Genomic DNA, 26,923 nt, shown 5'->3' with positions numbered 1-26,923 from the left:
GGAGTGTTGTGTTTGAAGATGTCAGTCATAAATCAGTAGCGGAGCAATTTATTGCGCCGCTACAAGATTATGCGTGGCGTGGACGTGAGGCGTAACTGAACAGCACGATGGACACCGTAGCGCACAGCGCAATGGTTGCCACCATCGGCCAGGCACTGTTAATACTGACCAGTGACAGCAGTGCACCCACCAGAGCACCTACGCCGAAGCGTAATGTGCCGGCCAGCGAAGAGGCCGTGCCCGCCATATGCGGGAACTCATCCAGTATTACCGCCATGGCATTGGACGAAACGGTCGAGACACAACCGATAAACATCGCGACGCCCAGCACCAGTGACAGGAAGCCCAGATCCAGCGCGCTGGAAATTAACAGCCAGATACCCATGGCGAACTGAATGATCAGACCAATACGGAACATCGCCAGCGGCCCAAAACGACGCACGGCACGGCTGTTAATCAAGGTCATCACAAATAAGAACACCACATTAAGGCCAAAGTAGTAGCCGAAGTTCTGTGGCGAGACGTGATTCACTTCGATGTAAACAAAGGGTCCGGCATTGAGAAAGGTAAACAGTCCGGCAAAGGAGAAGCCGCTTGCCAGCATGTAACTGAACGCGCGCTTATGCCGGAACAGTGCCACAAAGTTGCTCAGGGTAGTACGTAAATGAAAACGCTGCCGCTGCTCGGGTTTCAGAGTTTCACGGATCTGCGTGACCACCAGCACCGTGGTGATCAAAGCAGCGACCGATAATGTCCAGAAAATGGCATGCCAGTTCCACAGCAGCAGCAGCCAGCCGCCAATAATCGGGGCCAGCAGCGGTGCAATGGTGGTCACCAGCATCACGAAGGACATCATGCGTGAGAAGTCCTCTTTCGAGTAGCTATCTCGCATCAGGGCATTAATCACCACGCTGGCCGCTGCCGCCGAGAGACCGTGCAGGAAGCGCATAAAGATCAGTTGATCGATAGATTGTGACAGCGCGCAGGCGGCGGCTGCGCAGGCAAAGATCAATGTGCCCAGCACAATCACCGGTTTACGTCCATAGCTGTCCGCCAGTGGACCATAAACTAACTGACCAATGGCAAAACCAAGGATGTAAAGGTTGAGCGTCATCTGCACGCTGCCTGCAGAAACGGCAAATTCACGTGCAATTTGCGGCATCGCTGGCAGATACATATCAATGGACAGTGGCATCAGCATCGCCAGCAATCCCAGAATCACAACCAAACCTATCGGTGAATTCTTTTCCTTACGCACCGCTTTCTCCCGCTATTTGCGTTTTTTTAGTTCTTCTGGCAGTCCGATGCTGTCGATCTCTTCGACGGTGAGTTCACGGTATTCGCCTTCACCGAGTTCCTCATCCAGCACGATGTCACCAATACTTTCGCGATGCAGCGCGGATACGTGATTGCCCATGGCTGCGAACATGCGTTTCACCTGGTGATAACGCCCTTCGCTGATGGTTAAGCGTGCCGCTTTTTCATCGAGAATTTCGAGCACAGCCGGTTTAGTCAGCTCACGCTCATTGTGCAGTTGAATACCCGCCGCGAACTTCTCAATCAGCGAAGGATCGATCGGCTCTTCCACTTCCACCAGATAGGTTTTTTCCAGATGATGGCGCGGAGAAGTGATACGGTGCGACCATTGGCCATCGTCGGTCAGCAGTACTAAACCGGTGGTATCAATATCTAATCGACCCGCTGCATGCAGCTTGAACGCCGCCGGTTCTTCAATAAAGAACAGCACGGTAGGATGATCGGGATCGTCAGTGGAACAGACATAACCCTGCGGCTTGTTCAGCATGAAATAACGGGGACCTTGCTGCACCACCAGCGGAGTGCCGTCATATTCGATTTCGTCGTCTGGCTGCACTTTGTAAGCCGCATCACGTACAACTTCGCCGTTGATGGTGACTTTTTTGGCGCGGATTTCGCGGCCAGCGATAGCACGGCTGACTTCCAGTTGCTGAGATATGAATTTTTCGAGTCGCATGAATTCGTTTTGCCTGTTACTGCGGAGGGAAACTGAAACGGCGTTTTGTCCGTTAAAAAAGTGGGGTCAGTATAGCTTGATCCTTCGCCTGCTAACAGTAGCGATCCTGTGTTTCAGATGCTTTCATGGCATAATACGCCCCCGTTCCAGAAAAAGTTTGCCCCGATGTCTTTCACCCTGCGCCCGTACCAGCAAGAAGCCGTTGACGCCACCCTGCAACACTTCCGCCGTCACCCTACGCCAGCGGTGATTGTGTTGCCGACCGGCGCCGGTAAAAGTTTGGTCATTGCTGAACTGTCACGCGTGGCGCGCGGTCGGGTGCTGGTGTTGGCCCATGTCAAAGAGTTAGTCGAACAAAACCACAGCAAATATCAGGCTTACGGTTTGCAGGCGGATATTTTCGCTGCCGGTTTGCAGCGCAAGCAAAGCGAGAGCAAGGTGGTGTTCGGCAGCGTGCAATCGGTGGCGCGTAATCTTGACCGTTTTGACAGCGCCTTTTCGCTGGTGATCGTCGATGAGTGCCATCGCATTAGTGACAATGAAGAAAGCCAGTACCAGCAGTTGTTTGCCCATTTGCGCCAGCATAATCCACAACTGCGCCTGTTGGGTCTCACTGCCACCCCTTTCCGCCTCGGAAAAGGCTGGATTTATCAGTTTCATTACCACGGTATGGTGCGTGGCGACCAGCAGGCACTGTTCCGTGACTGCATTTATGAACTGCCGCTGCGTTATATGATCAAACACGGCTTCCTTGTCCCGCCCGAACGACTGGATATGCCGGTGGTGCAGTACGATTTCAGCCGCCTGATCCCGCAAAATAATGGCTTATTCAGTGAAGCCGACCTCAATCGCGAGTTGAAGCAACAAAACCGTGTGACCCCGCATATCATCCGCCAGATTGTTGAATTCGCAGACGACCGGCGTGGTGTGATGGTGTTCGCGGCGACGGTGGAACATGCGCGCGAAATTCTGTCGCTGCTGCCAGAAAACAGTGCGCTGGTATCGGCAGAAACGGTGGTCAAAGAGCGCGATCGCATTATTAACGCTTTTAAAGCGCAGCAGCTGAAGTTTCTGGTGAATGTCGCGGTGCTGACTACCGGTTTTGATGCACCGCACGTGGATTTGATCGCCATTTTGCGCCCGACCGAATCCGTCAGCCTCTATCAGCAAATTGTTGGGCGCGGCCTGCGCCTGTCACCGGGTAAAACAGATTGCCTGATTCTGGATTATGCCGGCAATCCGCACGACCTTTTCACCCCTGAAGTCGGCACGCCAAAAGGTGCCAGCGACAATCAACCGGTACAGGTATTCTGCCCTTCCTGCGGATTCGCCAATACTTTCTGGGGAAAAGCCACCGAGGATGGCCATGTCATCGAACATTTTGGTCGCCGCTGTCAGGGTGTGCTGGAGGATGACGAGGGAAACCGTGAGCAGTGTGATTACCGTTTTCGTTTTAAAAGCTGCCCGGATTGCGGAGCAGAGAATGATATTGCCGCCCGCCGCTGCCATCAGTGTGACCGCATCATGGTGGATCCCGACGATATGCTCAAAGCGGCATTAAAACTGAAAGATGCCCGTGTATTGCGCTGTGGTGGCATGGCGCTGGAACAAGGCCGCGACGAGAAAGGGGAATGGCTTAAAGCCACCTATTTCGATGAGGATGGCACCAGCGTTAGCGAACGATTTCGTCTGCAAACGCCAGCACAACGTAAAGCCTTTGAGCAATTGTTTATGCGCCCACATCAGCGCGCGCCCGGCGTTGAGTTGGGCTGGCAAACCGCTGCCGATGTCATCGCTTTACAACCTCTTTTGCGTCATCCCGATTTTGTGGTGGCGCGCGCCAAAGGTCATTTTTGGCAAATTCGCGAAAAGATGTTTGATTATCAGGGCCGCTATCGCCGTGCCAATGAATTGCGTTAAGCGGCAGAATCATTTGCCCCGCCCTCTGAATATGGCTATAATCCCGCCCGCTTTTGCATCCGTAAAAGCGTTTGAATAACCGTCCTGTTGCTGGGTCGCCTGTAGCAGGAACTATTGAAGAGATACAAGAATGACCACTTTCAACGCTGAAGTACGTAAAGAGCAGGGTAAGGGTGCGAGCCGCCGTCTGCGTGTAGCAAATAAATTCCCAGCCATCATCTATGGCGGAAACGAAGCACCAGTTGCTATCGAACTGGACCACGACGTTGTGATGAACCTGCAGGCTAAGCCTGAGTTCTACACCGACGTGCTGACCATCGTTGTTGATGGTAAAGAAATCAAAGTTAAAGCTCAGGCGGTGCAACGTCACCCGTTCAAGCCAAAACTGCACCACATCGACTTCGTTCGCGCTTAATCGCCAACGAGTTGAAAAGAGAACGCCGCATCTGCGGCGTTTTTTTTATGTCAAAATTCAGTTGCCGCCGGTTCGACGCTGCAACTGATCGCGCAGATTCGGCGGCGTACCTTTGATGGTCAAGGTATCGGTAGCGGGATCCCAGAAAATGCGCTCACCCAGCAGCATCGCATCAAAATTCAGGGTCATGCCCCCGCCGCTCCCGGCAAATTTGGTGAGCTGACGCAGTGTGCTGCGGTCCGCCGGGAAGTGTTCCTCCAACTCGTAACCTTGTTCCTGCGTAAAGGCCTGGAAGGTTTTCTCGCCCAATGGCGGAAGTTCACTGGAAAGATCCTCCAGCGCGATCTCTTCACCCGCCTGCAATTGATCGTTGCAGTAGCTGTAAACCTGCTGACGATAATTCTGGCGTTCGTTTTTATCGAGATTCGACTCCGCACAGTAATCATCCACCGCCTGCAGTAAACCGCGGTTTTGCGCTTTCGTATCAAGACCGACACTGGCGCCGAGGAAATCCATGAAGAAGTCTGCCACTTTGCGCCCCACGCGGCCGCGCAGGAAAGTCAGATAGCGCGTCGATTCAGGATTGGTTTCCCATTCAGTGAGATCGATACGTGCCACAATGTCAGCGTGATTGATGTCGAGATAATGGGTGCTGCTGATATCCAACTGCTCGTTCACACGCATGCTCGACTGGCTGCTCAACATCGCCACCAGCAGATACTCCACCGCCAGATAGCGATAGTGTAAAAACAGCACCACGCCACTTTCGGCAAACGGATACTTGCCCAGTTCGTCACGCAGACGACCGGTCGCCGCACGGCTGAAAGCCAGAAAGTCATCTTCCCCTTTGCGGCAGTTGCGCAGCGCATCGGCTAACTCACTCTCTTCGTTGAACAAGCCATAGGCTTTACTCTTCGCGCTGTAAACCCGGTGCAACTCTTCCGCCATCTCTTCCACCGCACGGGTCGTCGGCAGCAAGGTATCGCGCAGGACCAGCTCCAGCTGGTTTTCATCACGTTTAACTAACTGATGCAGGGCAATCTGGTCGATATCCAGACTCATGGTAGACTCTCCTTTAGGCTCAGCCGCGTATTCAAACACCGCCTGCCGCTGCTTTCAACTGCACGCACAAACTGATCGTTCTGCTTGCGATAAAATTGCGGAAAAAAGTGCGTTGTTACGGTAATATACCGCCTTTTCACACTTGATTAGTCGACGATATGCCACAATCATCCCGTTACAGCGACGAGCGCGTAGAGAAGCTTCTCGCGCAGATGGCGCAGATTCTTGAAAAAGACAAAGCGCCAACCGACCTTTCCCTGATGGTTTTAGGGAACATGGTAACTAACTTGATCAACACCAGTGTCTCTCCGGCGCAGCGCCGTAGCCTGGCGAAATCATTCGCGGAAGCGTTGCAGTCTTCCGTACGCGATGACAACGCCCATTAAATTGCAGATCTGACTTCATAATATGGTAACCAACCGGCAGCGCTACCGCGAAAAAGTCTCCCAGATGATTAGCTGGGGGCACTGGTTTGCGCTTTTTAACATCATCTTTGCGCTGATTTTAGGTAGCCGCTATCTGTTGGTCGCTGACTGGCCCGCTTCGCTCGCGGGTCGCATCTATGCGTATACCAGTTGGATTGGCCACTTTAGCTTTATCGTGTTCGCCGGTTACCTGCTGGTTATTTTTCCGCTGACCTTTGTGGTCATGTCTCAACGCTTACTCAGGGTGCTATCAGCGATTATCGCCACCGCTGGGCTGACGTTGATCATGGTCGACAGTGCGGTGTTTAACCGCTTCCACCTGCACCTTAATCCGGTGGTGTGGGAGTTGGTTATCAACCCCGACCAAAGTGAAATGGCGCGTGACTGGCAGCTGATGTTCATTAGCGTGCCGCTGATTTTCCTGGTGGAGATGTTGTTCGCCACCTGGAGTTGGCAGAAGCTGCGCAGTCTTAATCGCCGCTCGTTCGGTAAGCCGTTGGCTGCGCTGTTTATTTCTGCCTTTTTTGCCAGCCACTTGATGTATATTTGGGCCGATGCGAACTTCTATCGCCCGATCACCATGCAGCGTGCCAATCTGCCGCTCTCTTATCCCATGACAGCACGACGCTTTCTGGAGCGTCATGGCTTGCTGGATGCGCAAGAGTATCAGCGCCGCCTGGTACAACAAGGCGATCCTGAAGCGCTGTCAGTGCAGTATCCGCTCAGTGACATTACCTTCCGCGATGGTGGCACACGCCATAACCTGCTGTTGCTGACTGTGGATGGTTTGAGCAATGAAAACCTGGATAAATCGCTGCCTTCACTGAATCAATTCGCCAGTGACAATGTCCGATTCACGCAGCATTACAGTGCCGGGTTGCAGCCAGAAAAAGGTCTGTTCGGTTTGTTCTATGGCATCTCGTCCAGCTATATGGATGGCGTACTGGCGGCAAGAATGCCTTCGGCGCTGCTCAGTGCCTTGAACTCTCAAGGCTACCAGTTTGGCCTGTTCTCGTCTGATGGCTTCAGCCAACCGCTGTATCGCCAGGCCCTGTTAGCCGATTACAGCCTGCCGGATGCCGATACGCAGCCGAACAGCAGCAACGTTAACCAGTGGCAAAACTGGCTGAACGGCCAAAAAGGCAATGGCTCTCCGTGGTTCTCATGGATTGCCTTAAACGGCGTGACGGTAAATGGTGACAGTGCCAAAGTGCGCCAGCGCAGTTATCTGCGCCAGGCTGCGGGCGTTGATGAACAGATCGCCGCAGTATTGCAGACATTGCAACAGCGCGACTTGCTGAAAAATACCGTGGTGGTGGTGACGGCACAGCGAGCGGTGACGTTGAATGGCAATGATGACAATCCTGGCAATCGTGCAACGCTTCAAGTACCTCTGGTGGTGCACTGGCCAAATACGCCTGCGCAGACCATTGATCGTCTGACCGATCAGCAGGATGTGATGACCACGCTGATGCAGCGTCTGCTGCATGTGCGCACTAACCCGGCGAACTATTCACAGGGTGAAGATCTGTTCGCTGCCCAGCGTAGTCACAATTGGGTGGCGAGCAGCGAAGATGGCAGACTGGTGGTCACCACACCAACAGTGACGCTGGTGCTGAATAACAATGGCAGTTACAGCGCCTATGATGCACAAGGCAAACCGTTGAAAGATCATAAGCCGCAACTGGCTCTGCTGTTGCAGGTGTTAACGGAAGAGAAGCGTTTCACGGCAAACTGATTAAATATGAGGCAGTTAAAACCTGCGCATATTGCATTCGGTAGTGGAACCAGTAGACTACTGCCTCACGTTCGGCACGTAGCGCAGCCTGGTAGCGCACGGTCATGGGGTGTCCGGGGTCGGAGGTTCAAATCCTCTCGTGCCGACCAAAATCCCAAAAAAGCAGCCTATATGGCTGCTTTTTTTTTGCTTAAATTTCCCTTTTGGCTGCCTGGTGTTGTAAAGGCACCACTTTCCTTAAGCACGATGGGGCTGCTTTTAGCCGTAATGCTCGTCAGTTAAGAACTCTGGTTGCTTATTGATTAGTGGCCTTTTGTTCCAGTGCGGGCTCTGCCGCCACTACTGCCCCCTCTGGGCCGTCCTCGCGCCGCTAAAGCGGTACCTTCGACTTCCACGTCGTGCCAGACGGCGTTATCGTCAGCCGCTTAACAGACATTCATTATGGTCTCTAAGCCGCTCTTTCCCGCTAGTAGGCGCGTCCTACAAAGTGAGAATGTCCTGTTTGTCTGCTGTTCTTTATTACTGACACTCAATCACTTCCCGAAAGCAACCAAAACGAAGCGGGATCACATTTCTCATCAAATATGACAGCATTTCACCTAATTGAAACAAAACTGTCATACAGTTTAATTACTCTTATCCTTCCTGTTTTTCGATGGACAATGATTATGGTCATCAAGGCAAAAAACCTGCAGGATGCGGAAGAACTCCTGCACTCAGGTATCAATAAAGTTGAACTGGCTTACGATATTGGCAGCGACGATTTCTTCCGTCTGGCCTCTCAGTGGTGTGAGCGCGGTGCGCGCATCACGAAAGGCAATCAGCACTTTGTGGTGCAGATCAAAGGCATGTCGATTCCGCCAAACCGTTAAAAGTCGGCAGTCCCTTTGACTTGCTCTCCTCGCAGCTGACTGGTAAAACTACGTTTTTCCGTCGGCTGTGATGCTTTATGTTTGCTTCTGAAACCCCACTTGCATTGCCCTCTCCCCCGTTTATCACCGCGGCTGCCATCCAGGCGGAAAAAGTGTCGATCGCTTGGTGTCAGTTTGATCAGCTCGCATGGCATAAAGACCTACATCAGCAATGGCAATTGCCGCTGCCGGTATCCCTTGAGAGTGCGGTAACCAAACGCAAAGCTGAGCATCTGGCAAGCCGCTGGCTGGCACAGCAGATGCTGGCACGCTTTGCGCTGCCGGATTTTGTGCTGCGCAATGCCCCCGACCGATCCCCAGTCTGGCCTGCGGGTGTTCAGGCTTCGTTGTCCCACTCTCAGCAGATGGCAGTTATCGCCGTGACGCAGGCACCGCTGTGCATTGGCATAGATGTGGAACAGGTGATGGCGGAACAAACTGCGCTAGAGACGGTGGATTTACTGATGAGTGACAAGGAGCGCAGGTTGCTGGAAACACTGCCGCTGCCCTTTGCAGTCGCCGCGACCCTGCTGTTTTCAATGAAAGAGAGCCTGTACAAAGCGCTCTGGCCGCAATTGCATCAGCCTATGGAGTTCCTGCAAGCCGAGCTGGTTAATCTGGATATGTCGCAAACGCAGGCGACGCTGCTCCTGACGCAAGACTTCTCCGCAGACTTGACCGCGCATACCCCTCTGCAGGCCCAGTTCTGGCTGCGTGATGATCGCGTCATTACGCTGGTCACCCACCCGCTCGCAGACAATAAAAAACCGGCTCAGAAATAAACCCGAGCCGGTGACAACACAAGACGACAGAAGTGTTCCAGGGAGACAGAGACGAGGAATCTCTGTTGGAATTCACCTTACCCGTCAGACAACACTTTGCCCAATAAGGCTTTTCGCTAAGCTATCCCGCGTGGCGTTAATGGCCGGTGTCGGTGCGTTTAACCGCATCCAGTGTTGCCATTTCGCGCTCGTTGCCGGTCAGTTCGCTTAACTGGCCTTCACGCATCTCCAGTAAACGATCGGCATGAATGAAGTAGTGATCATCATGGCTGATAGCAAACACGGTTTTGCCTGACGCCTGCAACCACGGCAGTAATTCACGGTAGAAGATGCGGCGGAAGTGCGGATCCTGATCCGCGGCCCATTCATCAAGCAGCAAGATGTCACGCTCTTCTGCCGCCGCTAACAGCAGTGCAAGGCGTTTACTCTGTCCTTTAGACAGTTGCAGATTGAGTACCTTATTCCCCTGCAACTTCAGTTTGTCTTGCATCTTCAGGCGTTCAAGCCACTGCTGCACCAGCGCCGGATTGGCAGGCTGACCACCGTGGCTGATAAGACGATCAAACAGATGCACATCCGTAAACACCGCCGAGAAATGTTTACGATAAGCATCAAGATTATGACAATCCACCTCTTTCCCATCCAGCAACAGGCTACCGGACTGCGGCTGATACAGGCCAGTCAGTAGCATGGCCAGCGTCGATTTTCCGCTGCCGTTACCACCAATCAGAAACACCAGCTCACCCCGACGCAGCGTCAGATTAATCGGCCCCACCTGGAAACCGTGCTCGCCATAATGGAAGCAGACATCACGCAATTCCAGGGTTTGCCAGTCACGGGTTTGCGGCAGCGACTGGAACTGAGCATCGTAAGGCGCAAGGTCGAAGCTATTGATTTTGCGGTACGCCACTTGGGCGCTCAACAGGGTTGGCAAGGCCCCAACGGCCGCCAGCAACGGAGTGCGTAAGAACAGCAAGGTTAATGAGTAAGTTGCTGCGACCGCCGTGTTCGCCCAGCCCAGCCCATTCGCCATAAAGAACACAATGCCGATCGCACCCAGCATCATGATATTTGACCAGTTAACCGCACTCAGATGGTAGGTATCGGCACGCACAATATGATGGCGATAACCCTTAGCATTCTCCTGATAAACCGTGTCATAAATCAGCTGCGCACGTTCGCGGTTAAGCTGCAGTTCTTTACGCCCTTCGATGATGGTCTGGAAATCGCGGTACAGGTCATCCTCAATTTCACGCAGCTTAGCCATGTGCTGATAAACACGCGACACCAGCAACCAGCCGCCCACCAGCGTCACCACCAGCCACAGCGAGGTGATCATCAGCATTTTGGGCGAAAGCCACGCCATATAGAGTGCAGAACCCAGGGTGATAATGATGCCCTGAATCAATTCAGGCAGCCGGACAAAGGCGATGGTGATGGCGCGGACATCGCTGGTGAGGCCGGCCAGCAAATGCGCGTTGCCAATCTGTTCAATACGCTCGATACGGGTATCCAGAATACGCTTGATGAATTCGCCACGCAGACGCCAGACAAAATGATGCCCCAGTAAGGTCAGCGCCAGCTGCGAGCCCAGCGTCACGGCCATGAGCAAAAACAGCTGGCCAAGGAAGCTCGGCAACACCGCAATGGAGGTATTCACCGCGACGATCAGCTCGTTATTGATATAGGCGATCAGCCCGATGCCCAGTGCAGCACTTAACAGGGTGAGAAGAATGACACCAATAAAAGGCCAGCGATACTGGCGATAAACCACATGCAGCAATGCCATTAACAGATTCCGGAGGTCAATAAAGCAGCCTGCAGTTTAATGGCGCATCAGTTGATAGCAAGAATAATTCTCATCCCACAGCCGGTTAATGGGCGCGGCGGAAAGTCAGGTTGTAACGGAAGGCGCCCGCATCAGGATGAATGCCCGGTTTAAGCGGTAAAATACCGTGATAGCGCAAGCGTGAGGGTCCGCCCCACACCACGATATCGCCATGTTCCAGCAGGACACGTTGCGTGGCATCGCCGCGCTCAAAACCACCAAACTGAAACACGGCGGGCAATCCTAATGAGACGGAAACGATCGGCTGGCGCAGGTCCTTCTCATCTTTATCCTGATGCAACGTCAGCTTTGCCCCGGGTTCGTAGCGATTGATCAGGCAAGCGTCCGGGTTAAAGTCGGCAAAACCGGCCTCGCGCGCGGTCTGCTGTGCAAGTTGCAGGAACAGCGCAGGCATCGGCGGCCATTTGTGACCACTGCTGTTGTCCTGCTCAGTGTATTGGTAGCCGCGCGAATCGCTCGACCAGCCTAAATTCCCACAGTTGGTCATCGCCACCGACATACGGTGACCACCCGGCGTGATGCGATGGGCAAACGGGTTCTGTTCAGCGATGCTATGGATTGCATCCAATAGCGCATTGGCCTCATCGCGTGCGCGGCGGCGCAAAATCACCGCGCCTTCCGCCAGCGGCTCCTGCCAGGGCGCCTCTTCACTAAACAGATCCAACATATGCGCCTCCCAGGCTTACTTGTCTTCCTGATCGATCAGGAACGATTTAAATTGCGGCGACATCCAGTGCGTAAACCCCTCGCCCTGTTTGGTGATGAGGTACACCGCCAGATGCTCTTTTAAAGCTAATGCTTTAGCCCGTTCTGTACCCAGCACCATTAAACCGGTATCCCAGCCGTCGGCTTCCAGCGCGGTGGTGGCTATCACCGTTGCCGAGACCAGTTTATGGTCGATTGGACGCCCTGTCGCGGGGTCGATCACGTGGGAAATTCGTTTTCCATCCAGTTCATAATAGTTGCGATAGCTCCCCGAGGTGCTGATACCGTGCCCTTGCAAATCCACACGCGCTTCCACTGCATTTTCCCGATCGGTGGGTTTCTGGATAGCCACACGCCAAGGCTGATTGCTGGCATTTAAGCCGCGACTGAGTACTGCGCCCCCCACTGAGACCAAATAATGGGTGATGCCCTGTTGTTCCATCAGCCGGGCCAGGTGATCGGTGGCATACCCTTCCCCCATGGTCGAGAGATCCACATAAAGCGTAGGCAGATCTTTTTGCAGCCACTGCCCATCAACCGTCTGGATAACGTGCAGGTGTTGCAGGCCCGTCTGCGCTTTGGCAGCGTTAATCTCCGCGTCCGTTGGGGTATGCGCAGGCTGTTTTACTGGCCCAAAGCCCCACAAATTCACCAACGGCCCAACGGTGATATCCATCGCGCCGCTAGTCTTCTTTCCGATGCGCAACGCTTCAACCACAATATCTGCCATATCAGCACTGATCGGCTGGGGGTCGCTACCTTGATATTGGTTAAAGCGCGACAGCACTGAATCTTTTTTCCATGTTGAAAGCGCGTGGTCATCCTGATCTAACTGCTGCTGAATAACCTGCTGCAATGCGTCTTTACGTTGAGGTTCGACGCCTGCCAGACTGACACGCCATACCGTGCCCATGGTTTTACCTTCCAGCACCATTGCCGAACGCGTTGGTGCTTGGTCGCAGCCACTCAGGCCAACTGCTAACGCACTAATCAGCAGAATATTCTTAAAGTACATCCATACCTCATCTGTAACGCATTCATTCATCCTGTTTCAAAGCATAAACAACTTGTAAAACAGGCTAAAGCTGCTTGATGTTAAACCAAAGCTGACTCAGGATATCTCGTTCCCGCACGACAACGAATACAGGAACGCCAGATGATGATTTATATGATTGTTGCCGTATCCGCCGGCCTGTTTATTTTTGGGGCTTATCGCTGCTGGCAAACTTATCGCCATCGCCTTATCCAGCACTACCCTTCCCGTCGGCGTTAAATTTTTGCACCACTAACTATCATTCTGCACCGCGTCAGCGCTGACGCACTATAGCAAAGCCGCGAAGAGTCGCGTGGCGCTGAGAGCGGTGATCTGGCATGAATTCTGCACTGTTGAGACAGGGTTGAACATCAGCGAGGTGCGGAATGGAAAAGAACAAAACAGAACAGAAATGGCAGCAATGGCTGCGTTTCTCAGCGTTTACGCTAGCAGGCGTAGCGATGGAAGGTAGCGCGCCGGCGCTTAGCATGCCGGCGCAACCCGCGCCCAAAGCGAAGAAATGGCGATCGATGCAGTAACGCCTACAACCCCAAATCACTCAAGCCCGGATGATCGTCCGGGCGTCTTCCCACAGGCCAGTGAAACAGGCGTTGCTCTGGCTTGATCGGCAGATCATTAATGCAGGCGAAACGCTGAATCATCAAACCGTCTGCCCCAAAATGCCAGTTCTCATTACCGTAACTGCGGAACCAGTTGCCGCTGTCATCGTGCCATTCATAGGCAAAGCGCACCGCCAGTTTGTCTTCATGCCACGCCCACAACTCTTTGATCAGGCGATACTCTAACTCTTTCGCCCACTTCCGCTGCAGAAATGACACGACTTCAGCGCGACCGTTAACGAATTCGCTGCGGTTACGCCACCGCGTATCTTCACTGTATACCTGCGACACACGCTGTGCATCGCAGCTGTTCCAGGCGTCTTCTGCCATACGCACTTTTTGCAGCGCAGTTTGTTGATTGAATGGGGGCACCAGCATGATTTTCTCCTCTGCATGTAGACAGGTCTGTCTACTTGATTCATCCTGCCGTATGTAGACAATTCTGTCTACCTGTAAGATCGGAAAATTTATATGCTTGCTCCGTTAGAACTTGATGCCAGCACCACCGCCCGTGAACGGATTCTTCTCAGCGCTCAGCAATTATTTTATCAACAGGGCATCCGTGCCACCGGCGTGGATAAGGTGATTGCTGCAGCTGGCGTGACGAAAGTGACTTTTTATCGCCACTTCCCGGCGAAGAATGCGCTCATTGTGGCGTTTTTGCAGTTACGTCATCAGCGCTGGATGTCAGCATTTAAAATGTCTCTGACGCAGGATAACGACCTGATTAGCGCCCTGCCCGCGACCTTACTGAGTTGGTTTAATGACGCGGATTACCGTGGCTGCGCCTTTATTAATACGGCAGCAGAGTTGGGGAATTCGCTTGAAGAAGCCAGCATGCTGATTCGTCAGCATAAACAAGACATGGCGCAGGCGATTGCAGAGAGGCTGACGCCTGATCAGCAGTGCAAAACCGCGCAGATTGTGCTGCTGGTCGAAGGTGCTATCGTTCAGGTGCAGATTGGAGAAGATGCGGCAACGATTGTTGGGGTATTAAAAGAGGCTTTGGCGCAGTTGCTTGGTTCAGCGTAGCGGCGGCCCTTGGGCCGCCGAAGAGCGCACCGAAGTGCGCTGCTACAGAGTCGGTATTAGAACTGGTAAACCAGACCCAGCGCCACAATGTCGTCAGTGTTGATGCCAGCCGCATTGGTGAAGTTGTTGTCGTCCAGCAGGTTGATCTGGTAATCAACATAGGTCGACATGTTTTTGTTGAAGTAGTAGGTTGCGCCCACATCAACATATTTTTTCAGGTTCTGATCGCCATAGTTCTCTACGTTGCCGCGAGAAGAGATGAACGCCAGGGATGGACGCAGACCGAAGTCGAACTGGTACTGAGCAACCAATTCCCAGTTATCAGCGGTATCAGCGTAGCCGTAAGCGGTGCCATCGCTTGAACCGAAGCGAGTTGCGTTGTTGGTACGGGTGTACATTGCCGCCAGGTAAATATTGTTGGCGTCATATTTCAAGCCGCCGGTGTAGGCTGCCGCTTTATCACCACGTCCCAGGATAGCGCCGGTGTTCTGGTTGTTAGTACGGTCAGACTGGAACATCGCCGCACCAATACCAAAGCCCGCACCCAGATCATAGGTGGTGCTCAGGCCGTATCCATCACCGTTCTCACCCAGCACGTCACGACCGGTGGTCGATTCGGTTGGGTTGTCATTTTTGCCTTGATACTGTACTGCGAAGTTCCAGCCGTCCACCAGACCAAAGAAGTTGGAGTTACGGTAGGTCGCCATGCCGTTACCGCGCTGGAACATGAACTGATCCGCGCCGTAAGTATCACCACCAAACTCTGGCAGTACGTCAGTCCAGCCTGCAACGTCATAGATTACGCCGTAGTTACGGCCGTAGTCGAAGGATCCAGCATCGCCGAATTTCACACCAGCAAAGCCAACACGGGTAAAGCTGTTGGCGGTGCCTTCAGCTTCAGAGGTGTTCAGGGCTGCCTGGTATTCCCACTGGCCATAGCCAGTGATTTGATCAGAAACCTGGGTTTCGCCTTTGAAACCAAAACGCAGGTAAGACTGGTCACCATCTGAGCCAGAGTTGTCAGAGAAATAGTGCAGACCATCGACTTTGCCGTAGAGGTCTAATTTGTTGCCATCTTTGTTATAAATTTCAGCTGCGCTTGCTGATCCTGCAACCAGCAATGCAGGGATCATCAGGGAGATAACGCGACGTTTCATTTTATTACCCTCTGTAATGTGCCTTTATTTATGCCACTGCGAACTGAACGATTAAAAATTCAGCCGGCAAGCCATTGTTATTTTATACGGGGCAATAATCTATCACGAAAATGATACTAAATTTCCAAAAGTGTTTCATTGTATTTATTAGTTATTTCTAGATGTAAATAATGGGGAACTTATAAGCAGCACAGATCAACAAAAAATAGAGCACACATTGATAAACCAATTTTTATACATTTAAAAACAACAACTTAAATACACAACCTCCTCCGCACTGAATGATAAAACAAATGGCTACTCAGCGCATACAATTACTCCCGCTATCATCATTTATTTCATTATTACCTTCATTCACCCCGAATGAGTTGTTTTACCCTAATTCCCGCCGGACATGATTGTCCGGCTTTTTTTTGCCTGCCATTCTTCGCTCAAAATTAATACCAAGTAAAGATAGTTTACTACCTTAAATTAAGATCCCTTCCGCTACACATTATTTGTTAATTTTAGCACTTTTTGTTAAATAGTTAGCAATGAAACTGCAATGTTAATTTTTCCATACAACAAAGTTCGCTTAAATATTACCCGGCCTAAGAGGTTAATATTCATGCGTTAATTCTCTGCCTTTATTCAGTCGTTTAAGAAAAAAGTTCTGGCGCATTTGTGACCATTCTTTGATTCAAAATTATTGATTCTGGCGGGCATGAAGGAGAGGAAAGAATTTAACTTAAGTCACTCACGCGATGATCGGGTCATGCCAGGAAAGTTCTGGAAAAGCATAACGGCAGGCAAAATATCGGTAATATGCCTGTTTCTGACGATAACGGCTGCGACCAGACCGCCCCAGATCTAAGGTGTGATGCCCGCTTTAGTGCTAAACTTCGTCGCTCTAACAGTTAATGATAAAACCACTTTTTATGACAGCACTGGACGCCGCACAGCACAACAATTTGCATCAACGAGTTAATCTGGGTACACGCATCGTTTTCCTGATTGCCGGGTTAAGCATGTCCGCATGGGCCCCCCTGGTGCCCTTTGCTAGCCAGCGCCTGGCGCTGAGCGGTGCATCACTCGGTGGCTTGCTGTTGTGTCTTGGCATCGGTTCGCTTGCCGCGATGCCGGTGACGGGCGCACTGATTGCGCGCTTTGGTGGCCGAAGTGTCATGCTATGTTCCACGTTAGTGGTGCTGGCAATATTGCCGCTGCTCGCCATCCTTGATCAGATATGGCTAATGGCCGTCACCCTGATGATCTTTGGTGCCGGACTGGGCATGCTGGACGTCGCGATGAACGTGCAAGCGGTCGAAGTAGAAAAAGCAGCACGCAAACCGATGATGTCGGGTTTTCATGGTTTTTTCAGCCTCGGCGGGATTATCGGAGCGGGAAGCGTGAGTTTGCTGCTGAGCAGTGGATTGACGCCATTGCAGGCGGTGGCGGTGGTGATGGTTTTGATCGTCGCGTTACTCTTGATCTGCCTGCCAACTCTAATGACAGAACGCCTGCATCAACCTGATCAACCCTGGCTGGTAATCCCGCGTGGCTGGGTCGCTTTCCTCGGCCTACTGTGTTTCATCCTGTTCCTCGCGGAAGGGGCGGTGCTCGACTGGAGTGCTCTGTTGCTACTGCAAAGCCCGGAAATGAGTGTGGCGCATGCGGGTTTGGGCTACGCCATCTTCTCCATCGCGATGACGCTGGGCCGTCTGACAGGGGATAAAGTCATCCAGCGCTTTGGCCGTTATCCGGTGATGTTGACTGGCGCACTGGCAGCCGCAGCTGGGATGACGCTGGCGGTAATACTTCCCTGGCCACAGGTTGCCTTGCTGGCTTTCCTGTTAGTCGGCTTCGGTCTGGCAAACACCGTGCCGATGCTGTTTAATGCGGCGGGGAATCAACACGATATGCCGTCGAATCGGGCGATTTCTGCCATGACAACTTTAGGCTATGCAGGTATTCTTTCAGGTCCGGCTTTAATCGGATTTATTTCCCAGTGGCTCAGTTTGAGTGGCGCATTTTTGTTTATCGCCCTACTGCTGCTGGCCGTTGCCGCCAGTGCTCGCCTGGTGGCGCGCTAATTGCAGGATCCTGAGACACTATGCTGCCTTATAAATTTCCTCTGACCTCCGGTAACGTTACCCGCTTCTTCGTGGTGTTTAACCTGGTGCTTTTTCTGGCGCTGGGCGCGATGGTGCACAACAGCGTCAATGCCTGGATAACCGAGAAGCGCTATGCGATGACCGACTTAGCGCGCGCCATTCAGAAGCGCATCGACGCTTCTCGTTTCGCCACCTGGCAGATTTATGAAAATCTCGCTACAACTGCCGCCGGTTCTACCCCTAACAGCAATCTGCAGGAAACCCGATTACGCCCGGATGTCTACTACCTGGAAAAGACGCGCCGTAAAACGGAAGCGTTGATCTTTGGTTCACACGACAGCAGCACACTGGACATGACCATGCGCATGTCCAACTATCTCGATACGCTGTGGGGCGCTGAGAATCCCACCTGGTCCATGTATTTTCTCAATGGTCAGGACAATAGTCTGATCATGATCTCCACGCTGCCGCTGAAAGACATGGCAACACGCTATAAAGAGAGCGCGATTAATACGCTGGTCGATAGCCGCCGTGCCGAAATGCTGCAACAGGCGAATGCACTGGATGAACGCGAAAGCTTCTCGCCATTGCGTCATTTTGCCTGGCAAAACGATCACTACTTTACGCTGCGCACCACCTTCAACCAGCCGGGTCACTTAGCAACCGTGGTGGCGTTTGATTTACCCATCAACGATCTGATCCCACACAGCATGCCGTTGGAGAATTTCCAGCTGATTCAGGATGCGGCGCAGACAACCAGCACCAGTAGTGAGGATGCCAGCAGCGAAAGCACACATGTCACGCTGGCGAATCCTAATCTTGAAATTGCCGCATCATTGCCAAGCACCTCACTGCAGCTGGTTTATCGTGTGCCGCTGACCAGTCTGGCGCTGGATACCCTGCACAACCTGATGTGGCCACTGTTGATTAACCTGGTGCTGTTCCTGCTATCTATTGCTGGCATCACCCTGTTACGCCAGCAATCGCTGCGCCCCAACGAGAACCAGAGTGCGGAACTTGACTCGCTGCGGATGTTAAATGAAGAGATCGTGGCCAGTTTGCCGGTTGGCCTGCTGGTATATGATTTCGCCACCAACCGTACGCTATTGAGTAACAAGATTGCCGAACACCTGTTACCGCACCTGAATCTGCAAAAAATCATCAATATGTCCGATCAACATCAGGGCGTGTTACAAGCAACAATCAACAATGAAGTGTATGAGATTCGCCACGCGCGTAGCGTGCTCTCCGCCCATACGCAGTTGTTTATGATGCGCGATCAGGACCGTGAATTACTGGTCAATAAAAAGCTGCAAAAAGCGCAGCAGGTGTTGGATCGTAATCATCAGATGCGCCAGCAGTTGATGCAAAATTTGGGTCACGCGTTAAACCGCCCACTGGAGAGCATGGTGGCGCAGTTAGTCCAGCTCAGTCAGCGTGATGATGATGAGACAGTGCTGGATCTGCTCGACGAAAGTCAGGGTCTGGCACGATTAGTGGATGACATCGTCTTGCTCAACCGCTTGGAAGCGCACGACTGGTCACCGGATGCCAGTGTGTTCAACTTGCAAGAGCTACTGGACGAAATCGCCTTAGAAAGTCTGCCACTGATGCGCCGCAAAGGGCTGTCACTGGTGATGAATAATCACCTTGCCAGCGACGAGATGCGTTTTGGCGATCGCCGCGCGCTGCGTAAGGTGCTGACCACGCTAATGCACTATGCGCTGACGACCACGCAGTGGGGCAAGATTACGCTGGAAATCAAAGCCAGTGAAAGCAAGCCGAACAGCGTACTGCTGCAGTTAGTCGACACCGGCTCCGGACTGAGTGTGGACGAACTGGCGAATGTCGATTTCCCTTACCTGGGTGAAACCACGCAAGACCGCTTTGGCCAGGCCTCAGGCATGGCATTCTTCCTGTGCAAGCAGTTGTGTAAGCAAATGGGTGGGCAGCTTGAGATCATTGCCAAACCCGATATCGGTTCGCGCTACAACATTCAATTGCCGCTGGCGCTGGAACAGCAAGGCGAGCAGGAAGAGAAGCTGCTGGAAGGCGTCACTGCACTGGTCGATATCGCGGTGGAAGACGTACACAAAATTGTTTGCCGCCATCTGGAAAACTGGGGAGCAAATTGCCTGACCTCTGACGAACGTCTGTCAGGGCAGGAACATGACGTGCTGGTCACCGATGATCCAACACGCCTGAGCGGCTGGTCATTACTGCTGGCCGATGACGAAATGGGATATCGCGTTTTAAACGAGCAGCAAATTCGGGTCAACTTCAACCTGAGCAATGCGCTGCTTGATGCGTTGCTCGCGCTGATTGAGAAACAAATGGCGCATGATTTGATAGAGGAGAGTAGCGAAGATGAAGCTGCCACCCCGCTATTAAGCGGCGGCTATTTCCAGCTGTTTACCGAGACAGTACCGCCTGATGTGAAGAGACTGTATACTGAAGCCGCGGAAAAGGATTATCCCTCGCTTGCTCAGACAGCACATCGCCTGAAAGGCGTATTTGCCATGTTAAATCTGGTACCAGGTAAACTGCTATGTGAAGCGTTAGAACAACACATAAAAGTATGTGACGATTTAACCATTAAAAATACCACCAGTGAAATTGACGCTTACGTCAACCAACTGCTGCAGCAAGGTAACCAATAAGATGAATAACTTGAACGTAATTATTGCCGATGACCATCCGATCGTTCTGTTCGGTATCCGTAAATCTCTGGAACAGATCGAATGGGTCAACGTTGTAGGTGAGTTCGAAGACTCAACAGCACTGATCAACAGCTTGTCCAAACTCGATGCGAACGTCTTAATCACCGATCTCTCCATGCCTGGCGAGAAGTACGGTGATGGCATCACCCTGATTAAATACATCAAACGTCACTATCCGGATCTCTCAATTATCGTTCTGACCATGAACAATAACCCAGCGATCCTGAGTGCCGTGTTGGATTTGGATATCGAAGGGATCGTGCTGAAACAAGGCGCGCCTACCGATCTGCCAAAAGCGTTGGCGGCCCTGCAGAAAGGCAAGAAATATACGCCGGAAAGCGTGGCAAAACTGCTGGAGAAGATCAGTGCCGGTGGTTACGGAGACAAACGCCTGTCACCGAAAGAGAGTGAAGTACTGCGTCTGTTCTCTGAAGGCTTCCTCGTGACTGAGATTGCCAAAAAGCTCAACCGCAGTATCAAAACCATCAGTAGCCAGAAGAAATCAGCGATGATGAAACTGGGCGTGGATAACGATATCGCGCTGCTGAACTACCTCTCATCTGTTAGCGCCACCCAGATCGACAAAGACTAATCATAACAGGCGCACTTCGGTGCGCCAGTTTGTCTTAGTGCGCATGAATGCGCACCCTACAGGTGATGGCATCCCCCTTCGCACTCGTAGGGTCACCATTTATGGCGGCCAGCTTACCCTTCCCTGCTTTTCCTGACCCGCTCAGCGTAAATCGCTAAGGTTGTTTTCAACACATCCAGCGTGACCGGTTTAGACAGACAGTTATCCATACCCGCATCCATACAGCGCTGCTTCTCTTCTGCCAAAGCATTAGCTGTAACACCAATCACCGGGAATGCATGTCCCAGCTGGCGTAAGCGCTGAGTCAGTCGGTAGCCATCCATATTCGGCATGTTGACGTCGCTCAGCACAATGTCGATATGGTTACGACTCAACACGTTAAGGGCATCGACACCATCCTGCGCGGTTTTGGTTTGGTAGCCCAACGTGCCCAACTGCTCTGACAACAGCATGCGGTTAATGGGGTGGTCATCGACTATCAGCACCATGATGTCATCGTAGTTTGCGGCTTCCTGCACCAGCGGCAGCTGCGGGGTGCTGGTGGTATCACTGTTAATATTGATGCGATAGATACGGCCTAACAGCAGCGGCAGGTCATGTAAGGTCGCGGTACTGTGCACCCATTGGCCTGGCGCGCTTTCCAGCGGCATATCGATATGCGCACCGCAAATACGAATGCGGGCGCCCACGGGATGCGCAGGCAAGTCATCATGATCGCTGATAATGACATCATCACTTGACGCCTGCCCCTGATAGTCAGCGACCTGGATGCCCTGCTGTTGCAGTAAACGTTGCAGGAACTTGGCGAGATAATCATTGCGCAGGTCAAGCCAGATGGCTTTTTCCTGCAATCCATCCAACAACGGAGGTGCCGGCTGCTGGCCCGCGTAAATCGGAATACGCACCACAAACTGGCTGCCCATGCCTGGCTCGGAGTCGACCTCAATATCACCATCCATCATGTTGATCAGCTTTTCGCAGATAGCCAGCCCCAGCCCGGTTCCCTGGAAGTTGCGCTGTACGCCGGATCCAACCTGGAAGAACGGGTCAAACAGGCGCGTAACCTCTTTGGCGGGAATACCCACACCCGTATCACGCACACGGAACGCAAGATATCCCTCCCTCACATAGGCATGCAGAATAATGCAGCCGGTATGGGTGAATTTGATGGCATTATTCAGCAGGTTAGAAATCACCTGTTGCAGACGCATCGGATCGCCTTCCAGCGTCAGCGGCACGTCATTCTCAATAAACACATACAGCGTCAGGCGCTTACGCACCACCAGCGAGAGATAGTTACCGGCAATGTGATTGATGACTTCACGCGGAGAGAAGGGACGCGGCTCGATCTTCAACTGCTCAGATTCAATTTTCGAGAAGTCGAGAATATCGCTGATGATCTTCAACAACAGGCTCGACGAGTTATTCATCGCCGTCACCAGTGAATCGACACCTTTCGGCAATGCCTTGGTTTGCAATAAATCGAGGTTACCAATAATACCGTACAGCGGTGTGCGTAACTCGTGGCTGACGGTGGCAAGGAACATGGATTTAGACTGGCTCGCCTGTTCCGCCGCATGTGCCATTTCCTGCAGCGACTGCTCCATTCGAACACGAGCGGAAACATCAACCAGCACGCAAATCGCCACGTTTTCGTTGCGATAGCGCGAATGGACAAAGCTGATTTGCAGGTTAGTGTTGGTGCCCGTCAGTACGTCGACGAAGTTGACCTGCTGGCCGCCGATGATCTCGTTCAGGCGCTGGCGATCTTCCTGCGTCAGCAGTGTCAGATAGTTATGCGCCAGTTCATTACTGAGAATATTGGTGCCATCACTGGTGCGCAGAATACAGATGCCCACCGGTGCCGAAGCGACAATTTTACGGTTGAACTGCTCATGCTCTTCCAGCCGATGCGCATTGTCTTCGGCGGGCAGGAACATGCGGCGCTCGAAAATCCACGCCAGGGTGAACAGCACCAGCGCGCTGAGAATATTCAGCAGCAGTGCGTTAATCAGCATGAGCTTAAGCTGATCCATCAACACATCGGTCGAGAGTGACCACACCACGTTGAGGTTGGATGGCGGCAACGGTTTTTTCAACACCAGTTGACGGTAACTATCCAGATAACCAAACCAGGTGCTGTCATCCGGCAAATCGTCGAGTGAATAGCCAGGACCACCGCGGCGCGAACTGAGTAGTGGTCGATAGTTTTCATCCGTGATGGTCGCCACCAGCGGCAATCCACCGGGCTGAATGAACTCGTCCAGACGAATATTTTGTTCAACGCCTAACAGCGCCTGCAATTTATTAGCCACGTAAACCGGCATCACCATATAGAAATTGCCCACGCCAGGCTGGCTGCTGGGGGTGATCCAATACATGGGGTTACGCCGCTCTTCTTCATTACCACTGCGATAGTGCAGCACGCGTTCGCGCAGCGCCTTCAGGCTGCGTTCGCGGTCAACGGAGTTGTTGTTGCCAATGGTGAAGTCCGCCAGGCACTGATTCTCGCCACCAATAAAGAACACCCGGTTCAACTCATAGGCGGAGGCGAAGTTGCTTTTCCAGTAATTAATGAAGTAGCTGAGCGAATCGAGCGAGTTGCGCCAGGTGTTGCTCATTGAGGTGCAATCACCGTCTGAGAATAACGGCGTGAACTGCGGTAATGTGCCTTTGCTGGTGGGTAAACCGTTCAGCACATCCAGCCCATTAGCACTGTTACTCAAGCGATTTTCCGTGATGTACTTCAATTCGCGCATCACATCCGCGGAATGACGGACATACCACTCGGCCTGACCATAATTAGTCGCAAACTCCTGACGAACCGCGTTCTCTTTCTCATGCAGCACGTTAATGATGAAAAAGGTGGTCAGTAAGGCACCCAGCGCCCAAAGCAGCAACGCCAGTGCGCGAAAAAGATAGCGCGAGATGCGTAGCGTGGTACGGAAGGAGACGAGATATTTCAAAAGAGGCTCACTGGCGGCAAGGTGTTGTCAGGATGTTGAAAAGTCCTCATACACTAGCTTTATCGGGGTTAAAAAGCCAGCCAGCACGCGACTTTGGGAGTAAAACTCAGATAAAAAAACGGCAGGTCAGTTACCCGACCTGCCGTTAAATAATCCATGAGATGGATTACTCTTCGTCGTCCGCTTCCGGCACGTCATCGCTGTCCACTTCTGGTGCGATGTCATCTTCACCTTCCGCTACGCTACCGTCGATGGCGTCGAGTTCTTCCTCTTCCACCGGCTCAGCGACACGCTGCAGACCAACAACATTTTCGTCTTCTGCGGTGCGGATCAGGATCACGCCTTGCGTGTTACGACCCACCACGCTGACTTCTGACACGCGTGTACGCACCAGTGTGCCCGCATCGGTGATCATCATGATCTGATCGCCATCCACCACCTGTACCGCACCAATCACTGGCCCGTTACGTTCGGTGACTTTAATTGAGATCACACCCTGAGTGGCACGTGATTTGGTTGGGTACTCGCTGTTAGCGGTACGCTTACCGTAACCGTTTTGCGTCACGGTGAGGATAGCGCCCTCTTCACGCGGCACAATCAACGACACCACTTTGTCATTCTCAGCCAGCTTAATACCACGCACACCGGATGCGGAACGTCCCATGGCGCGAACAGCAGTCTCAGCAAAGCGCACCACTTTACCCGCGGCAGAGAACAGCATCGCTTCGTCGCTACCGTTGGTCAGCGCAACGCCGATCAGCTCATCATCTTCACGCAGATTGATAGCGATGATACCGGCGCTACGTGGACGGCTGAACTCCTGCAGGGCCGTTTTCTTCACGGTACCATCAGCGGTTGCCATAAAGATGTTGAAGCCTTCAGTGTATTCACGCACAGGTAGAATGGCGGTGATACGTTCGTTGGCTTCCAGCGGCAGCAGGTTGACGATTGGACGACCACGCGCTCCACGGCTCGCTTCTGGCAGCTGATAGACTTTCATCCAGTACAGACGGCCACGGCTAGAGAAGCACAGAATGGTGTCATGGGTGTTGGCCACCAGCAGACGATCAATAAAGTCTTCTTCTTTAATACGCGCAGCAGATTTGCCTTTGCCACCACGACGCTGAGCTTCATAGTCGGTCAGCGGTTGGTATTTGACATACCCTTGATGCGACAAGGTGACCACAACGTCTTCCTGATTGATCAGGTCTTCGATGTTGATGTCAGCGCTGTTCGCGGTGATTTCGGTACGGCGTGCATCACCAAACTGATCGCGCATTGCCACCAGCTCTTCGCGGATCACTTCCATCAAACGCTCAGCGCTTTGCAGAATGTGGATCAATTCTGCGATCTGGTCCAGCAACTCTTTGTATTCGTCGAGCAGTTTTTCATGCTCAAGGCCGGTCAGTTTCTGCAGACGCAGATCCAGAATCGCCTGGGCTTGCTGTTCAGTCAGATAGTACTGACCGTCGCGAATACCGAACTGCGCTTCCAGCCACTCAGGACGGGCGGCATCATCACCGGCACGTTCCAGCATGGCGGCAACATTACCGAGATCCCATGACTGCGCCAACAGGCCCGCTTTCGCTTCGGCTGGGGTTGGTGCACGACGAATCAGTTCGATGATCGGGTCGATGTTAGCCAGCGCAATCGCCAGACCTTCAAGGATGTGTGCACGGTCACGTGCTTTACGCAGCTCGAAGATGGTACGGCGCGTCACCACTTCACGGCGATGGCGCACGAAGGCTTCGATGATGCCTTTCAGCGTCATGATCTTCGGCTGGCCCTGATGCAGAGCAACCATGTTGATGCCGAATGAGACCTGCAACTGCGTCAGCGAGTAGAGGTTGTTCAGTACCACTTCGCCCACCGCGTCGCGTTTGATCTCGATAACGATACGCATACCGTCTTTATCGGATTCATCACGCAGACCGCTGATGCCTTCAACGCGTTTTTCTTTTACCAGCTCGGCAATTTTCTCGATCAGGCGCGCTTTGTTCACCTGATATGGAATTTCATTGACGATGATGGTTTCGCGGCCGGTCTTGGCGTCGGTCTCGATCTCGCCGCGCGCGCGGATGTAAATCTTGCCGCGACCCGTGCGATAAGCTTCCTCGATACCACGACGACCATTGATGAACGCTGCGGTTGGGAAGTCCGGGCCGGTGATGTGTTCCATCAGACCTTCAACGGTGATCTCTTCATCTTCGATGAACGCCAGACAGCCGTTTATCACTTCCGTTAAGTTGTGCGGCGGAATATTGGTCGCCATACCTACGGCGATACCGGACGAACCGTTTACCAGCAGGTTAGGAATTTTGGTCGGCAGAACTTCAGGGATCTGCTCAGTGCCGTCATAGTTCGGGACGAAATCGACGGTTTCTTTTTCCAGGTCAGCCAGCAGCTCTGAGGAAATTTTCGCCATACGCACTTCGGTATAACGCATCGCTGCAGCGGAGTCGCCGTCGACAGAACCGAAGTTACCCTGACCATCTACCAGCATGTAGCGCAGGGAGAACGGCTGGGCCATACGAACGATACTTTCGTAAACAGCGGAATCACCATGTGGGTGATATTTACCGATTACGTCACCCACCACACGGGCCGATTTCTTATAAGGTTTGTTCCAGTCGTTACCGAGTTCGCTCATGGCAAACAGCACACGGCGGTGCACCGGCTTCAGGCCATCACGCACATCGGGTAAGGCTCGGCCAACGATGACCGACATGGCGTAATCGAGGTAAGAGTTTTTTAACTCTTCTTCGATATTGACCGGTGTAATTTCTCTCGCAAGGTCGCTCATGGAGCCGCTATCCCTCTACATAATCCCGGATTTTAATGGTGCGAAACTATATCACATTGCTTGCCCACGGTGAACGTTAAGCAGGGTTTAATCCCGCTTTTCCTTTC

The 26,923-nt window shown here is 52.6% G+C and carries 22 protein-coding genes and 1 tRNA gene; 13 read left to right on the top strand and 10 right to left on the bottom strand.

What is annotated here, in order from left to right; genetic code table 11:
• Nucleotides 1-67: 67 nt before the first annotated feature.
• Both LK04_RS05705 and rsuA read right to left on the bottom strand, forming a co-directional pair.
• On the bottom strand, nt 68-1,258 hold the full coding sequence (locus LK04_RS05705) for a Bcr/CflA family multidrug efflux MFS transporter (protein WP_039333731.1): 1,191 nt from the start codon (nt 1,256-1,258) through the stop codon (nt 68-70).
• A 12-nt stretch (nt 1,259-1,270) separates the two neighbouring features.
• Nucleotides 1,271-1,993, bottom strand: coding sequence for a 16S rRNA pseudouridine(516) synthase RsuA (rsuA, locus tag LK04_RS05700; protein WP_039333729.1), 723 nt, complete (start codon nt 1,991-1,993; stop codon nt 1,271-1,273).
• 165 nt (nt 1,994-2,158) lie between these two features.
• Here rsuA and LK04_RS05695 point away from each other — a divergent pair, with 165 nt between their 5' ends.
• Together LK04_RS05695 and rplY are read left to right on the top strand one after the other, a co-directional pair.
• A complete protein-coding gene (locus LK04_RS05695; RefSeq protein ID WP_039333720.1) occupies nt 2,159-3,913 on the top strand; it encodes a DEAD/DEAH box helicase in 1,755 nt (584 codons plus the stop codon).
• 130 nt (nt 3,914-4,043) lie between these two features.
• Complete coding sequence (rplY, locus tag LK04_RS05690; protein WP_039333718.1) at nt 4,044-4,328, top strand: 50S ribosomal protein L25; 285 nt, start codon at nt 4,044-4,046, stop codon at nt 4,326-4,328.
• Nucleotides 4,329-4,385: 57 nt separating this feature from the next.
• Here the strand turns inward: rplY and yejK are convergent, their stop codons facing one another.
• The gene (yejK, locus tag LK04_RS05685) at nt 4,386-5,390 is read right to left on the bottom strand and encodes a nucleoid-associated protein YejK (protein ID WP_058969192.1); all 1,005 of its coding nucleotides are present in this window, start codon (nt 5,388-5,390) and stop codon (nt 4,386-4,388) included.
• Between the two features lie 158 nt (nt 5,391-5,548).
• Here yejK and LK04_RS05680 point away from each other — a divergent pair, with 158 nt between their 5' ends.
• From LK04_RS05680 to LK04_RS05660, 5 genes are all read left to right on the top strand, one after another.
• Complete coding sequence (locus LK04_RS05680; RefSeq protein ID WP_034824987.1) at nt 5,549-5,776, top strand: YejL family protein; 228 nt, start codon at nt 5,549-5,551, stop codon at nt 5,774-5,776.
• A 22-nt stretch (nt 5,777-5,798) separates the two neighbouring features.
• A complete protein-coding gene (gene yejM, locus LK04_RS05675; RefSeq protein WP_059109772.1) occupies nt 5,799-7,553 on the top strand; it encodes an LPS biosynthesis-modulating metalloenzyme YejM in 1,755 nt (584 codons plus the stop codon).
• 72 nt (nt 7,554-7,625) lie between these two features.
• Nucleotides 7,626-7,702, top strand: a tRNA-Pro gene (locus LK04_RS05670).
• A gap of 519 nt (nt 7,703-8,221) precedes the next feature.
• Nucleotides 8,222-8,425, top strand: a complete 204-nt coding sequence (locus LK04_RS05665) for a hypothetical protein (RefSeq protein WP_039328329.1) — start codon at nt 8,222-8,224, stop codon at nt 8,423-8,425.
• A gap of 77 nt (nt 8,426-8,502) precedes the next feature.
• Complete coding sequence (locus LK04_RS05660) at nt 8,503-9,246, top strand: 4'-phosphopantetheinyl transferase family protein (protein ID WP_039328330.1); 744 nt, start codon at nt 8,503-8,505, stop codon at nt 9,244-9,246.
• 136 nt (nt 9,247-9,382) lie between these two features.
• Here the strand turns inward: LK04_RS05660 and LK04_RS05655 are convergent, their stop codons facing one another.
• The 3 genes from LK04_RS05655 to apbE all read right to left on the bottom strand — a co-directional run bounded on the left by LK04_RS05655 (nt 9,383) and on the right by apbE (nt 12,815).
• Complete coding sequence (locus LK04_RS05655) at nt 9,383-11,035, bottom strand: multidrug ABC transporter permease/ATP-binding protein (protein WP_039328331.1); 1,653 nt, start codon at nt 11,033-11,035, stop codon at nt 9,383-9,385.
• 85 nt (nt 11,036-11,120) lie between these two features.
• Nucleotides 11,121-11,762: a DNA oxidative demethylase AlkB gene (gene alkB / locus LK04_RS05650; protein ID WP_039328332.1), complete on the bottom strand. Its 642-nt coding sequence runs from the start codon at nt 11,760-11,762 to the stop codon at nt 11,121-11,123.
• 15 nt (nt 11,763-11,777) lie between these two features.
• Entirely contained in the window at nt 11,778-12,815 is a 1,038-nt protein-coding gene (apbE, locus tag LK04_RS05645; protein ID WP_039328334.1) for an FAD:protein FMN transferase ApbE, read from the bottom strand.
• A 141-nt stretch (nt 12,816-12,956) separates the two neighbouring features.
• Here apbE and LK04_RS20730 point away from each other — a divergent pair, with 141 nt between their 5' ends.
• Entirely contained in the window at nt 12,957-13,073 is a 117-nt protein-coding gene (locus LK04_RS20730) for a response regulator (protein ID WP_231568828.1), read from the top strand.
• A 146-nt stretch (nt 13,074-13,219) separates the two neighbouring features.
• Nucleotides 13,220-13,372, top strand: coding sequence for a hypothetical protein (locus LK04_RS20725; protein WP_167347653.1), 153 nt, complete (start codon nt 13,220-13,222; stop codon nt 13,370-13,372).
• 3 nt (nt 13,373-13,375) lie between these two features.
• Here the strand turns inward: LK04_RS20725 and LK04_RS05640 are convergent, their stop codons facing one another.
• Complete coding sequence (locus LK04_RS05640; RefSeq protein WP_039328336.1) at nt 13,376-13,831, bottom strand: DUF1348 family protein; 456 nt, start codon at nt 13,829-13,831, stop codon at nt 13,376-13,378.
• A gap of 93 nt (nt 13,832-13,924) precedes the next feature.
• On the opposite strand from LK04_RS05640, the gene LK04_RS05635 reads away from it, so the two are divergent.
• Nucleotides 13,925-14,485: a TetR/AcrR family transcriptional regulator gene (locus LK04_RS05635; protein ID WP_039328338.1), complete on the top strand. Its 561-nt coding sequence runs from the start codon at nt 13,925-13,927 to the stop codon at nt 14,483-14,485.
• A gap of 56 nt (nt 14,486-14,541) precedes the next feature.
• Here LK04_RS05635 and ompC read toward each other — a convergent pair whose 3' ends face one another.
• Nucleotides 14,542-15,642, bottom strand: a complete 1,101-nt coding sequence (gene ompC, locus LK04_RS05630; RefSeq protein ID WP_039328339.1) for a porin OmpC — start codon at nt 15,640-15,642, stop codon at nt 14,542-14,544.
• A 917-nt stretch (nt 15,643-16,559) separates the two neighbouring features.
• Between ompC and LK04_RS05625 the strand changes: the two genes are divergently transcribed.
• From LK04_RS05625 to rcsB, 3 genes are read left to right on the top strand one after another with little or no spacing between them, the layout of a single operon-like run.
• On the top strand, nt 16,560-17,714 hold the full coding sequence (locus LK04_RS05625) for an MFS transporter (protein WP_039328340.1): 1,155 nt from the start codon (nt 16,560-16,562) through the stop codon (nt 17,712-17,714).
• A 23-nt stretch (nt 17,715-17,737) separates the two neighbouring features.
• Nucleotides 17,738-20,395, top strand: coding sequence for a phosphotransferase RcsD (rcsD, locus tag LK04_RS05620; RefSeq protein ID WP_039328359.1), 2,658 nt, complete (start codon nt 17,738-17,740; stop codon nt 20,393-20,395).
• 1 nt (nt 20,396) lies between these two features.
• A complete protein-coding gene (rcsB, locus tag LK04_RS05615; RefSeq protein ID WP_039328341.1) occupies nt 20,397-21,047 on the top strand; it encodes a response regulator transcription factor RcsB in 651 nt (216 codons plus the stop codon).
• 113 nt (nt 21,048-21,160) lie between these two features.
• On the opposite strand, the gene rcsC is transcribed toward rcsB, so the two are convergent.
• Both rcsC and gyrA read right to left on the bottom strand, forming a co-directional pair.
• On the bottom strand, nt 21,161-24,013 hold the full coding sequence (gene rcsC, locus LK04_RS05610) for a two-component system sensor histidine kinase RcsC (RefSeq protein WP_039328342.1): 2,853 nt from the start codon (nt 24,011-24,013) through the stop codon (nt 21,161-21,163).
• A 166-nt stretch (nt 24,014-24,179) separates the two neighbouring features.
• Complete coding sequence (gene gyrA, locus LK04_RS05605) at nt 24,180-26,816, bottom strand: DNA topoisomerase (ATP-hydrolyzing) subunit A (protein WP_039328343.1); 2,637 nt, start codon at nt 26,814-26,816, stop codon at nt 24,180-24,182.
• Nucleotides 26,817-26,923: the final 107 nt, after the last annotated feature.

The sequence above is a fragment of the Pantoea vagans genome (genome assembly GCF_001506165.1).
Lineage (GTDB): Bacteria > Pseudomonadota > Gammaproteobacteria > Enterobacterales > Enterobacteriaceae > Pantoea > Pantoea vagans_C.
This window is presented reverse-complemented; position numbering and strand designations above follow the sequence as displayed.